Consider the following 13136-nt stretch of genomic DNA (forward strand, 5'->3'; position numbering starts at 1 on the left):
GGGGAACCCCAGTGAATCAGCATTCCGAAGCCGGCGTTCAGACCGCGCCCGACTTTCCACAGCTCTTTGGCCATCCGCGCCCCCTGTGGATGCTGTTCATGACCGAATTCTGGGAACGCTTCGCCTTCTATAGCGTGAGCTGGGCGCTGGCACTGTATATCGTGGCGCAGTTTTATCACGGCAATGCTGCCGGCCAGGGCTGGGCCAGCGCAATTTTCAGCGCTTACACCGCGTTGGTTTACGCCAGCAGCATTTTCGGCGGCTACGTGGCGGACAAGGTGATCGGCTATCAGCGCTCGATCCTGGTCGGTGCGTTGGTGATGGGGCTTGGTTTGTTTGTGATGATGCTGCCCGAGAAGAATCTGCTCCTGTGCGGCCTGGCCCTGGTCATCGTGGGCAACGGGTTGTTCAAGCCCAATATCTCCTCGATGGTCGGACAGTTGTACGGGATCGGCGATGAGCGTCGCGACCGCGGCTTTACGTTGTTCTACATGGGCATCAATTTTGGCGCGTTGGTGGCGCCGCTGTTGACCGGATGGTTGGCCGGGTATCTGACCAACACGCCCATGCAGCAGAACTACAAAGTGGTGTTCGCCGCCGCTGGTGTGGGCATGATCCTGAGCATGGTCTGGTTTTGGTTCGGTCGCCGCGGTCTTCGCGGAGTGGGTCGCCCCGCATCCGGCGCCGAAGGGCTCGGTCGCGTGGCATGGGTGTTCGTCGGCATCGTGATCGCGGTGCCGCTGGTGTATCTGTTGCTGAGATACGGCGCGGAGCGTCTTTCGCTGGTCCTTGCGCCGCTGTTTGTCATCGTCGCCGCATTGCTGATCGTCGAAGCGATGCGCCATGACAAAGTGCAGTTGGATCGTGTGTTCGCGATGCTGATCATCTTCGCGTTCAACGTGCTGTTCTGGGTCTTCTATTACCAGCTGGGCACGTCGTTCAATTTCCTGGCGGAAAATCTGGTCGATCGCCGCATGCCGGGTGGCTGGATTTTCCCGGTGGCCTGGTTCCAGTCGGTCAGTCCGCTGGCGATCATCGTGCTGGCGCCGGTCGTGTCGTTGACGTGGGGCCTGCTCAACAAGCGGCACATGGAACCGTCGATTCCCCGCAAATTCGGCCTCGGTCTGATTTTCAACGGGCTCGGCTTCGCCGGACTGATGTACGCGTTGTCCAGGTTGATCGGGGAGGGCGGCAGCCTCATCCCGTTCTGGCCGCTGACGCTGTGCTACGTGCTACAGACGGTGGGCGAGTTGTGCCTATCGCCGATCGGCTTGTCCATGGTCACTAAACTCGCGCCACCGCGGCTGGTCGGCGTGGCGATGGGCGGATGGTTTCTTTCGCTGGCCGTGGGCGGCAATTTGTCGGGCTTGGTGGCCGGTTATATCAGCGGCACCCATGGCATGACGGCCGCCTCCGCGCTGGGCGGATTCACCTTCGGCTTCTGGCTGCTGGTTGCTGCAGGCGTCCTGTTGCTGCTGATCTCGCCGCTGATCAATCGATTGATGCATGGCGTGAAATGAGCACACGCGGGGAACGGCGAATCGGCCGTTCCCCGCCCTACGTCGGTGGTTACATGCCGTGCTGACCGGCCAGAAGCTTATCCAGGATGCGCGTCAGCCACTGACGCTCTTCCTCATCGAGCTTGACCAGCACCTCGCGCTCACGGGCGCGTGCCATCGGCGCGACGTCGTCGTGGATCACCCAGCCGGCTTCGGTCAGGCTCAGTACGGAGCGGCGTTTGTCATTGCCGTGCGTCTCACGGTGCACGCGGCCGGCTTCCACCAGCCGGGCGAGCGCGCGACTCACTGCCACCTTGTCCATCGCCGTGCGTTCGGCCACTTCCCGCGCGGACAAGCCGTGGAACCGCGCCAGCACCGCCATCACGCGCCATTCGGTCATGCTGAGGTCGTACCGGCGCTGGTAGTCGTCAGCGATCGCCTGGCTCACCGTGTTGGAAAGGATCGACAAGCGATAAGGCAGGAAATGTTCCAGTTCCAGCGGGGCGTGCTCGGTTCCGGCGGGGGCGGGCTTGCGCGGGTGAGGTAGGGTGGCGGCGTGTTTGGTCATGCGATGGGTGTCGATTTGGCCTGTGGATGCTATGTACCGACTATAGCGACGACGCGGCTTTACCGAAATTGGCTATCTCGCCAGGTGCGTACAAGGCGGCTCACCGGGAAACCAGGCTGCCCCGCTTACAGCTCGTGCCGTGCATCGAGCTGGAAATTACCCTCGGCGGGTGAAGCGATGACGTTCTGGTAGACGCAGCCCGGGAACAGGTTAGTGGCACTGCCGACGTGGTTGTCCGGGTTGTACAGATAGGGCACGTGCGACCAGGCACGGTAGCCCAGATCCTTGATCGCCTGTACCTCGGCGTGCGCCAGCTCGATCTCCGAAAGGCGGAAATAAATGATCGGACGATGCTTGCGGATGGTTTCGGCGGCACCGGCCAGAAGATTGATCAGCGCTTTCTGCGGGTTGACCTTGATCAAATGCAGCGCATCGAGCTTGAGCTCGTCGACCGTGGTGACAGTGAATGCTTCGTCCTTGCTCTCGCCCGACGTAATCATGCCCTGGCCGGTGGCCCGGCCCAGATAGCGCTGATAGGTGTAGACATTGGAAAGCTGATTGAGCGCAACGTTGGCGCAGAGCTTCTGGAAGGTGAGGCGGCGAGGTTCGGTGACGTGCACCTGGCCGCGCTCGCCAACGGCTTTCGCCAGCCACAACGTATGGGCGCCTGTCTCGGCGCCGAACTCCAGCACCGTATGGCCTTCTTCGATCACCGTGCTGAGCAGCTCGATCTCCTGCTCCATCCATTCGCCATAGGCTTTCAGCGACTGCGCGGCGAAGCTTTCCGGATTCGCTGCCGTCATCACGCCATAGCGGGTGGGCCACAGGTTGTTGGCAAGTTGGGTAGTCGCGTCATGGAGATGATTCATGGGGATGTCCTTAGCTCGGGTGAGAGAGTCACAACATGCAGCTTGCGCGCTTGTATTGGCGTTCCGATGCCTGCAGAGCGGTGTCATGCCAGCCCGGCGAGGCGGCTGCCCATAGCCGGCACGCTTGCTGCCAGAGGGTCAGCAGCGCTGAACCCTGCCGTTCGCGCCAGGCCCGTTCGCATAAGCGACACGCATCGGCGTAGTTGCCCGCACGCAGATGAGCGCGGGCCATCAGGGCCAGGGTGTCGGCGTCGTTGACGGGCAAGGCTTCCAGCCGGCGCGTCAGATCCATGGCGACCTCGCCTTGGATCGGTGTATCGGGGATCTGTTCGTAGGCCAACTGAATGGCCAGTCTGCATTGCAGGCCCGCGTGCGCCAGGTGTGGATCGTGTTCAGCGGCGAAGGCGAGGAAGAGCGCGTTGCCATAGGCGGTTCGGGCCTGTTCGGGCGGCAGTACCTGCCCGTAGGCGAGCGTGGCCTTGGCCAGTGCCAGCGCGTTTTCGGCGGTCGGGTGGTTTTCATGCAGCGTGTGCAGCAGTTCTGTCGCACGCTGCAGGCTTTGCTCGCGTGCCGCGCCTTCTTCGATGTCCGCGCGTTGCAGTAGCACGCCGGAGAGGAGGCGTTGCGCCGCAAGCGTGGCGTGCGGGAACTGCTGCAGTTGCAGGCAATACGCCTGCGCTTCGTCGCATTTGCGCAATGCGGCTTGGCCGGCTTGGATGGATGCCCAGTAACGGAGGGCGTGGATCCACGCTTCCCATAGCGGCGGGTTCGCCTGCTTCAAGACAGCGGCGTGACGCACTTGCATGTTGCGCAAAGCCAGTAGCCGCGAACCGCCTTTTTTCCGTTTTGCCTGCAGCACATCCAGATTGATCAAGCTCGCTTGCAGAGACGCTCGCTGATCGGGCGGTGCGATGGCGAGTGCGGCTTGAACAAGCTCGGTGGCGTCCTGGTAGCGCGCTTCCGCCTTGCACGGAGACATGTCCTCGATGCCGGACAACAATGACTGCACCTGCCGCCACACGTCTATCGCGGACGGTGCGGCCTGCGCGGTGGCGATGGCTGCGGCAGCTTGAGCCAGCGCGGTCGGTGCGGCACGCGATGCATCGGGCGCCACGCTTTCGCGGGCCGGTGCGTGATGCGTTGCCCTTGCCGCCGCCGGCGTGAAATCCGTGGCGTCGACCCGCTTCCACGCTGACCAATATTCGCGCGCCGCGGGCTGATAACGCCAAGGAAGGGAAGGGCGCAGCGCCGGATGGGGGAACGGGGGCTCCTGCGAGCGTGCGTCCGCATGAAGCGGAGTGGTGGGTACGGATTGATCCACCCGACCGTCGTTCGCACCGAATGCGTCGCGGGTCGGGGCGCCGTTTTTTTTGCGCTGGGGCCAAACCTTGCTGAGCAGCCATAGCAAAAGCCCCACGACCAGCATCAACCCTGCCAAAGCCGCAACCCATTTCCAGAGGCCATGGCGCGGTTGGCGCGGCTCGGCCTGGAGGGATTGGCCAGGTGCAGCCGCCTCGAGGCTGCTGGGTCTTGGCAACTGCGCGGACGGCGTCGGTGCGGTGTCCGACGATTCACCGCTGGAAACGTTCAGGTGAGCTGCCGGCGAGGGGGACTCCGGCGCAGGCGACGCGTCCGTCGTGCGGGGCAGGATTGATGCGGCGGGAGTCGTTGCGACCGGTGTTTGCGCATCGGCGAAAACCGCCGGCCTGCCGGAGGCGGACGCGGCTACTGAAGAACGCGCCACAGCATAGGCACGCCGGGACGGGGGCGCGCGGAATTCGTCCGGCGCCAAACCCGCGCCAGGGAACACATCGGAAACGCCTTCCGTACCCGAGTGAGGAGGCTGGAGGAGTGTCGAGTCCGACGGGGCCTCCCGGCTGGGCTTCATAGGTGCATGGGGCGACGCTTTTTCCGTCGACGAGGACGCCTTCTCCGCGGAGGGGCTAAGTGGCGCGCCGGTTTCATCGCGTGGCCGTATCTGACAGGCACTGAGCCCCAGGCCGAAACTCAGGCACGCCAACACAAAGCCGCGACCGGCCAGCCTCGTTGCGGGGCGATGACGTGTCCAAGTATCAGGTTTCGCGATCACGGTTCTATGTACCTATTCCATCAGGCCATGGCGTTGGTAAACCGCTGCAGAAAGCGCTGAACACTTACTCCACGACTACGTATTTCCTTTTATCGCAGGTGCTTGCCTGATGCGACAAGCGGCCGAGGCCTTCTTTGTACATCAGAATCGGCTTGCAATTGGTTTCAAATGTAACTATAACGATAGTCTGATCCGGATGGCGGCATGCTGACCTGGCCGCCGTCGCGCACTGACTTCACAGGAGAGCGCCATGAACGCCCAGCCCAATCTCGGCATGCACGTCACCACCTTCGAGAACCCCATGGGCATCGACGGATTCGAATTCGTTGAATTTGCCGCGCCGGCCGGCCGTGGCGGCGAGCTGCATCAGTTGTTCCAGAACATGGGCTTCACCGCGGTGCTCAAGCACAAGCACCGTGCGATCACCGTCTATCGCCAGGGCGGGGTGAACTTCCTGGTCAATGAAGATCCCGATTCGTTCGCCGCCGAATTTGCCGCCAAGCACGGCCCGTGCGCCTGTGGCTTCGCGATCCGTTTCAAGAAGCCCGCGAACGAGGTGCTGAAGGCGGTGCTAGCCAATGGCGGCGAGGATTCCACGCAGAAGGCCGATACCAAGGCGGTGAACGCGCCGGTGGTGAAGGGCATTGGCGATTGCATGCTGTATCTGGTGGATCGCTACGGCAACGCCGGTAGCATCTACGACGGCGATTACCAAGCCATCGCGGGCGTCGACCCGCATCCGGCCGGTTTTGGCCTTACCTTCATCGACCACCTCACGCACAACCTGTATTTCGGCAACATGCAGCAATGGTCCGATTACTACGAGCGCCTGTTCAACTTCCGCGAGATCCGCTACTTCGACATCAAAGGCGCGAAGACCGGCCTGGTTTCCAAGGCGATGACGGCACCGGATGGCATCGTGCGCATTCCGCTGAATGAATCGAACGATCCGAAGAGCCAGATCAACGAATACCTCGATGCGTATCACGGCGAAGGCATCCAGCACATCGCTTGCTTCACCGACAATATCTATGAAACGGTCGAGGCGATGCGCGCCAAGGGCGTGCAATTCCTGGAGACGCCCGATACCTATTTCGACGTGATCGACATGCGCATTCCCAACCACGGCGAAGATGTGCCACGTTTGGCGAAGAACAAGATCCTGATCGACGCCGACCCGGAAACCAAACAGCGTAAGCTGCTGCAGATCTTTACGCAGAACAATATTGGACCGATCTTCTTCGAGATCATCCAGCGCAAAGGCAACGAAGGGTTTGGCGAGGGTAACTTCCAGGCGCTGTTCGAATCGATCGAGCGCGATCAGATGCGGCGCGGCGTGCTGTGATGCTTTAAACCCCCCTCCCCTCGGGGAGAGGGGTAGGTGAGGGGAGAAGGCGTGCCTCGCACCACAAAAAAGCTCGCTTTTCTTGCGAGGGTGGTCCCTCACCCCAGCCCTCTCCCCGGAGGGGAGAGGGCATTAAGGCTAGGCAAGAGTGAAACACATCATGGAATCGAACGGCTATCAATCGGGCTTCGGCAATGATTTCGCCAGCGAGGCCATCGCGGGTGTGTTGCCGGTAGGGCAGAACTCACCTCAACGCGTGGCGCATGGCCTGTATGCGGAGCAGCTTTCCGGCTCGGCCTTCACGGCCCCGCGCCACACCAACCGGCGCAGCTGGCTGTACCGCATTCGCCCCGCGGCCGTACATAAACCGTTCGAGCCGCTTGCGCACGCCAGCTTCCATAACCACTTCGACGAAGCGCCCGCCACGCCCAATCAATTACGCTGGGATCCCTGGCCGATACCGTCGGTGCCGACGGATTTCATCGATGGGCTGGTTACGCTCGCCGGCAATGGCGGTCCGGCCGAACAGGCCGGTTGCGGTATCCACGTGTACGTGGCGAATCGCTCGATGCATGGGCGCTTCTTCTACAACGCCGATGGCGAGTTGTTGATCGTGCCGCAACTGGGGCGCCTGCGGCTCGCCACCGAACTGGGCGTGATCGAGCTCAAGCCTCTGGAGGTTGCCGTTATTCCGCGCGGTGTGCGTTTTCGCGTTGAACTGATCGACGCTCCAGCACGCGGTTATGTGGCGGAAAATTTCGGTGCGCTGCTTCGTCTGCCAGACCTGGGCCCGATCGGTGCGAACTCGATGGCGCTGCCGCGTGATTTCCTCACCCCGCACGCCGCCTATGAAGACGTGGATGGCGATTTCGAGCTCTTCGCGAAATTCCAGGGTGCGCTGTGGCGGGCGAGCATCGATCATTCGCCGCTGGATGTGGTGGCCTGGCATGGCAACTACGCGCCCTACAAATACGATCTCACGCACTTCAACACCATCGGTTCGATCAGCGTGGATCACCCGGACCCGTCCATCTTCACCGTGCTCACCTCACCCAGTGACACCCCGGGCACGGCAAACGTGGATTTCGTGATTTTCCCGCCGCGCTGGCTGGTGGCCGAGCACACCTTCCGTCCGCCGTATTTTCATCGCAACGTGGCCAGCGAATTCATGGGCTTGATCGAAGGCGTATACGATGCCAAGGCCGGCGGTTTCGCGCCAGGCGGCGCCAGCTTGCACAACTGCATGAGTGGGCATGGCCCGGATGCGGCGACGTTCGAAAAGGCCGGCAGCGCCGATGTGAGCAAGCCGGATCACATCACCGGCACCATGGCTTTCATGTTCGAAACGCGCAAGGTGATTCATCCCACCAGGCAGGCGCTCGATGCGCCGCAATTGCAGCGCGACTACTATCAGTGCTGGCAAGGTATCGCCAAGCATTTCGATCCCAAGCGCGCGTGACGCGCGGCTGGCAAATCAACGCGATGGCACGCTGGCGCGCTATTGCACCTATCCCATTATGGAAGGCTGCGCGCGACGCAGCCGGTGGAGTGAAGGCATGAAACTGGGCAGTCTCAAGGAAGGCGGTCGTGACGGCACGCTGATCGTGGTGAGCCGTGACTTGACCCACGCGGTCAAAGCCACTGGCATCGCGGCGACCATGCAGTCCGCGCTGGATGATTGGTCCAACACCGCGCCACGCCTGAACGCCTTGTCTGACGCACTCAATGCAGGCCACGCAACGGGCGCCTTTGCGTTAGAAGTTGCTGCGCTTGCCGCGCCCTTGCCGCGCGCCTATGAATTCGTCGACGGCAGCGCCTACTTGCCGCACGTCGAACGCGTGCGTCGGGCGCGCGGTGCGGAAGTGCCCGAATCCTTTTATGTCGATCCGCTGATGTACCAGGCCACCAGCGCAGGCTTTCTGGGGCCGCGCGATCCGGTGGTGGTGCCGAGCGAGGAATACGGCATCGACCTGGAAGCCGAAGTGGTGGTTATCACCGACGACGTTCCGATGGCGGCGACGTCCGAGCAGGCCGCGCAGCACATTCAACTCGTTGGGCTGGTGAACGATGTGAGCCTGCGCAACCTGATCCCCGGCGAGCTCGCCAAAGGGTTTGGTTTTCTGCAATCCAAGCCGCGTTCTGCGCTGTCGCCGGTGTTCGTGACGCCCGATGAGCTGGGCGATGCGTGGCAGGACGAAAAATTGCATCTGCCGATGCGCACCTGGCTCAACGAGAAGTGGTTCGGCGAAGCCGAATGCGGCATCGATATGCAATTCAACTTCGCCCAGCTCGTTGCGCACGCGGCCAAGACGCGGCCGCTTACGGCCGGCACCCTCATCGGCTCGGGGACGATCGCCAATCAGGACACCAGCAAGGGTGCTTCGTGTCTGGCCGAGCAGCGCACGGTGGAAACCTTGCGCGATGGCAAGCCAAGCACGCCGTTCCTTAAGTTCGGCGATTCGCTGCGTATCGATGTGACCGACAAGAGCGGTGCGTCGATTTTCGGAGCGATCGAACAGCGCGTCACGCGGTTGAAGTGAGTCGCCAGTCCGATGCGTGGGTGCGCATCGGCACAACACGTGACGTGCCGGGGGTATCGGCGCTATCTTCCTGTGTCCAAACCCCATGATGCCAGGAGCAGCGTATGTCCGAAGTGACTCTCAAAGGTAATCCAGTGCAGGTCGACGGCCAGCTTCCGGCCGTGGGTGCAAAGGCCGCTGCTTTCCATCTTGTCGGCAAAGATCTTGCCGACGTCTCGCTCGCCAACTTCGATGGCAAGCGCAAAGTGCTCAACATCTTTCCCAGCGTCGATACGCCGACCTGCGCCACCTCGGTGCGTCGTTTCAACGAGAAGGCCAGTCAGCTCGACAACGCTGTGGTGCTGTGCATTTCAGCGGATCTGCCGTTCGCGCAGGCGCGCTTCTGCGGTGCGGAAGGTTTGAGCAACGTGGTCACGCTATCGACCATGCGCGGAAGCGACTTCCTCAAGAACTACGGTGTGGCGATTGCTTCGGGTCCGCTCGCGGGTCTTGCTGCACGCGCCGTCGTGGTATTGGATGAACACGACAAGGTGCTGCATACCGAGCTTGTCGGCGAGATCGCTCACGAACCCAATTACGACACGGCGCTCGCTGCGCTGCGCTGATCGCGTATTGTCTGTCAGAAAAAAAGGCCCGGGAAACCGGGCCTTTTCGCTCGCGTCAACGCGCGTCCTTATTGAGGTGATAGCGCATGTCGCTGAGCAGCATCGGCACCCATGCGTACCGCGGTGCGTTGTCGCTGGCTGGGTCTACCGTCATCTGCTGCGCCGCATGCAGCAGGTTCGTGCCTGTGTCGGGTAGCGGCTCGGCATCCAGGAGCTGGGCTTTGCTGACGGAGCCATCGGCCGCGAACGTCAACACATAGTCGGCCATGCCCGAATTGACCTGGCGTTCGTGATTGATGGCCGGCTGGAAGTAATGGCCACGGCTGCGTGGCTTGAGATGGAGCACCCGGTCGTCGCTCGCGATGCCGGCGCGGATGGTGCTGTCATAGGCAAACACAAAGCTTCTGACGTCCTTCATGATGGCGTCGATGTCCGAGTCATTCAGACCTTGCTTGGCGCGATAGAGGAGTTCGGCGGTGTAACTGTCTTGGACATCGCTCTTCTTTTGCGCGATCGACGCGTAATGGCCGTAGATCTGCGCCCAGTTCATGGCTTCGCGGTATTGACCGGCGGCGAGCTTTATTTCGGCCATTTTCGCCATTGCCAGCACGCTGCCGCGAATGGCGGCATTGCTCAGATAGAGCATCGCTTTCTGGGCATCCTCCTGCACGGGCGAGCCGGGCGCGTGCTTGCCCATGTGATAGATCGACCCGAGCATGTACAGCGTTTGCGGATCTAGCGTATCCGGCGACTGCTCGATGGCCGCGAGCGCATGCTGGCGATCGGCAAGCGGTGTCTTTTCGTCGAACAGCGCAGCCCAATCGCGATCGGACATGCTGTGTCGGATCGGCGCACTTTGCGCGTTGGGTGGGTGATCACCGTGCGCGTCGACGGTAGACGACGCCATGACCAGCGGCATCCACAGCGCGATCCCGCACCGTAGCGCGCGATTCTTCATCCACTTCATGCCAAGGCCCCCCTGTTTGACCTCGGGGTGCGAGTATCGCGTGCGCGCAGCGTGAACGAAAGAGGGGCGTTGGCGCGGCGCGTGCAGGTCAGGGTTTGCCGACGATAGAGATTGCCATGGGACGTGCTTGCAGATGTTCCGGCAAGCCAAGCCCAAGCCGCAGGCTGCGACCGATGCGCTCGGCGTGTTCGATCATCTGGGCGGCGGCATCTTCGTCCAGCAATTCGGTGGTGGTTTCGCGCCATAGCACAAGCCAGCGCGCGAAGTGCTCCAGGCGGATAGGTTGCGCGCGATGGACGGCCATCGGGTTGCCGCGGTAGCTGCCAGCGCGCAGCGCTACGGAAGACCAGAAGGAAACGAGCCGGTGCTTGTGTTCGTTCCAGTCGTGTACCGCGGCGTTGAACACCGGGCCCAGCGAGGGGTCGACACGCACTTTCTCATAAAAGCGATCGACCAACTGGGCGATCTGGGTTTCATCTAATGACGACATGGGTACCTATGATAGTCCATGACGACAAGCTGACATGAATCGATCGGTCAAAAAAAGCCGGGCGTTGCTGCGCCCGGCTTTTTCACGGTGATGGGTGTGCTTACTTGGCCGCCATCAGCGCATGCGTCATGTCGAGCATGCGGTTGGAGAAGCCCCACTCGTTGTCGTACCAGCTCAGCACTTTCACCAGCGTGCCACCCATCACGCGCGTCTGCGTGGCGTCATAGATGGAGGAGTGCGAGTTGTGGTTGAAGTCGATCGACACCAGCGGCTTGGTGTTTACACCCAGGATGCCCTTCAGCGCACCAGTGGCGGCCGCATGGATGGCGTCGTCGATTTCTTCCTTGGTGGTGTTGCGTGCGGCAACGAAGGAGAGGTCGACTACCGACACGTTGATGGTCGGTACGCGCATGGCGAAGCCGTCCAGCTTGCCGTTGAGCTCTGGCAACACCAGGCCCACCGCGGCGGCGGCACCGGTCTTGGTAGGGATCTGCGAATGCGTGGCCGAGCGCGCGCGGCGCAGGTCGGAGTGGTAGACGTCGGTCAGCACCTGGTCGTTGGTGTAGGCATGGATGGTGGTCATCAGACCATGCACGATGCCGATCTTCTCGTGCAGTACCTTGGCAATCGGCGCCAGGCAGTTGGTGGTGCAGGAGGCGTTGGAGATCACCTGGTGTGCAGCGGTGATCGTGTTGTGGTTGACGCCATACACGAAGGTGCCGTCCACGTCCTTGTCGCCCGGCGCGGAGATGATCACCTTCTTGGCACCCGCCGCCAGATGCGCGCCGGCCTTCGCCTTGGAGGTGAACAGGCCCGTGCACTCCAGCACTACATCGATGCCCAGGTCTGCCCACGGCAGCTTGGACGGATCGCGCTCGGCGCACACCTTGATGCGATCGCCATTGACGACCAGTTCACCGCCATCTACCGACACCTCGCCCGGGAATTTGCCGTGGGCCGTGTCGTATTGGGTCAGGTGCGCGTTCGTTTCGGCGTTGCCGAGGTCGTTGACCGCGACAATCTGGATTTCATTCGTGCGCTTGGCTTCGTACAGCGCGCGCAGGGTATTGCGGCCGATACGACCGTAACCATTGATGGCGACCTTGATGGCCATGAGACAGCGTCCTCCAAAGGATGATGGGGCAGCGAAACGGCGGCACATGCGGCCGCCGAAATCGGCATTCTAGCCCGAACCGGCGCTGGGAGGCCGTGGCGGGTGCCCTCTGTGTCTGATTGTCATAAGGCGTATGGCATGATTGACCGCTTACAATCGTCGGGTTTTTCGCATGTTCTCTGTCCGCCGAGTTGCTGCCGCCTTGTTCGCCACGCTGGCCGTTGCGCAGGCCGCCGATGCCTGGGGTCCGTTGGGACACAGCGTCGTGGCCGAGCTGGCGCAACGGCACTTGAGCCCCGTCGCGGCGGCGGAAGTGAAGCACCTGCTCGCGCTGGATCACACCCAGTCGCTGGCCGATATCGCGAGCTGGCCCGACGAGATCCGCAACGATCCCAAAGAGCAGGCCTTGTGGAAGGAAACGCGGCCGCTGCATTACATCGATTTCAAGAATCCCTCCTGCGCATACGTGCCGCCGCGCGACTGCAAGGACGGCAAGTGCGTGGTCGAGGCCATTCCGCATTATGTGGCGATCCTCAGTGATCGCAGTCAGCCGGATGCAGTCCGCTTGCAGGCGCTGAAGTTCGTGGTGCATTTCATCGGCGATATCCATCAGCCGTTGCATGCGGCCTACCGTGACGACGCGGGCGGCAACGCTTATCAGGTGCAGTTCCAGGGGCAGGGCACGAACCTGCATCGCGTGTGGGATTCGGGCATGCTCGGTACGCGTGGCCTGAGTTGGAAGGCCTACGCGGACCGGCTCGACGCCGAAGGCATCGCGCCGCTGCCGCGGCCGATCGCGCCGCTCGACCAACCGGCAGTGCAATGGGCGGAGGAGTCCTGCCAGATCACGCATGATATCTATCCGGCCAACCACAAGATCGACCAGGCCTATGTCGATGCCGAGCTGCCGGTCGCAGACAGCCGTCTGCGTGAGGCGGGCAGGCGGCTGGCTGAAGTGTTGAATCTGGCTCTGCAAAACGGCTGATGGCCGGATCGCCGTCCCTGGCGGACCGGGCGGCTGAGAACTCGACGATGGGTCCCCTTGCGCGC

12 protein-coding genes are annotated in these 13136 nt (G+C 62.1%); 6 read left to right on the top strand and 6 right to left on the bottom strand.

What is annotated here, in order from left to right; all coding sequences use genetic code 11:
- Window positions 1–11: 11 nt before the first annotated feature.
- Complete coding sequence (locus tag DWU98_RS06960; RefSeq protein WP_115494777.1) at window positions 12–1520, top strand: peptide MFS transporter; 1509 nt, start codon at window positions 12–14, stop codon at window positions 1518–1520.
- A gap of 49 nt (window positions 1521–1569) precedes the next feature.
- Here DWU98_RS06960 and DWU98_RS06965 read toward each other — a convergent pair whose 3' ends face one another.
- From DWU98_RS06965 to DWU98_RS06975, 3 genes are all read right to left on the bottom strand, one after another.
- Entirely contained in the window at window positions 1570–2067 is a 498-nt protein-coding gene (locus tag DWU98_RS06965) for a MarR family winged helix-turn-helix transcriptional regulator (protein ID WP_115494778.1), read from the bottom strand.
- Between the two features lie 125 nt (window positions 2068–2192).
- Window positions 2193–2936 (bottom strand): FkbM family methyltransferase, encoded by a 744-nt coding sequence (locus DWU98_RS06970; protein WP_158544999.1) that lies wholly within the window; start codon window positions 2934–2936, stop codon window positions 2193–2195.
- A gap of 28 nt (window positions 2937–2964) precedes the next feature.
- Complete coding sequence (locus DWU98_RS06975) at window positions 2965–4257, bottom strand: hypothetical protein (RefSeq protein WP_147293247.1); 1293 nt, start codon at window positions 4255–4257, stop codon at window positions 2965–2967.
- Between the two features lie 1018 nt (window positions 4258–5275).
- Here DWU98_RS06975 and hppD point away from each other — a divergent pair.
- From hppD to tpx, 4 genes are all read left to right on the top strand, one after another.
- On the top strand, window positions 5276–6370 hold the full coding sequence (gene hppD / locus DWU98_RS06980; RefSeq protein WP_425480218.1) for a 4-hydroxyphenylpyruvate dioxygenase: 1095 nt from the start codon (window positions 5276–5278) through the stop codon (window positions 6368–6370).
- A gap of 160 nt (window positions 6371–6530) precedes the next feature.
- Window positions 6531–7829 (top strand): homogentisate 1,2-dioxygenase, encoded by a 1299-nt coding sequence (gene hmgA / locus DWU98_RS06985; protein ID WP_115494781.1) that lies wholly within the window; start codon window positions 6531–6533, stop codon window positions 7827–7829.
- Between the two features lie 97 nt (window positions 7830–7926).
- A complete protein-coding gene (locus DWU98_RS06990) occupies window positions 7927–8910 on the top strand; it encodes a fumarylacetoacetate hydrolase family protein (protein ID WP_115495091.1) in 984 nt (327 codons plus the stop codon).
- Between the two features lie 104 nt (window positions 8911–9014).
- Window positions 9015–9515: a thiol peroxidase gene (gene tpx, locus DWU98_RS06995; protein WP_115494782.1), complete on the top strand. Its 501-nt coding sequence runs from the start codon at window positions 9015–9017 to the stop codon at window positions 9513–9515.
- A gap of 55 nt (window positions 9516–9570) precedes the next feature.
- Here the strand turns inward: tpx and DWU98_RS07000 are convergent, their stop codons facing one another.
- The 3 genes from DWU98_RS07000 to gap all read right to left on the bottom strand — a co-directional run bounded on the left by DWU98_RS07000 (window position 9571) and on the right by gap (window position 12086).
- Window positions 9571–10482: a hypothetical protein gene (locus tag DWU98_RS07000; protein WP_147293248.1), complete on the bottom strand. Its 912-nt coding sequence runs from the start codon at window positions 10480–10482 to the stop codon at window positions 9571–9573.
- A gap of 88 nt (window positions 10483–10570) precedes the next feature.
- Complete coding sequence (locus DWU98_RS07005) at window positions 10571–10972, bottom strand: group III truncated hemoglobin (protein ID WP_115494784.1); 402 nt, start codon at window positions 10970–10972, stop codon at window positions 10571–10573.
- 100 nt (window positions 10973–11072) lie between these two features.
- On the bottom strand, window positions 11073–12086 hold the full coding sequence (gap, locus tag DWU98_RS07010) for a type I glyceraldehyde-3-phosphate dehydrogenase (RefSeq protein WP_115494785.1): 1014 nt from the start codon (window positions 12084–12086) through the stop codon (window positions 11073–11075).
- Between the two features lie 172 nt (window positions 12087–12258).
- Here gap and DWU98_RS07015 point away from each other — a divergent pair, with 172 nt between their 5' ends.
- On the top strand, window positions 12259–13071 hold the full coding sequence (locus tag DWU98_RS07015) for a S1/P1 nuclease (RefSeq protein WP_115494786.1): 813 nt from the start codon (window positions 12259–12261) through the stop codon (window positions 13069–13071).
- Window positions 13072–13136: the final 65 nt, after the last annotated feature.

The organism is Dyella monticola, assembly GCF_003363155.1.
Taxonomy (GTDB): Bacteria; Pseudomonadota; Gammaproteobacteria; order Xanthomonadales; family Rhodanobacteraceae; genus Dyella_B; species Dyella_B monticola.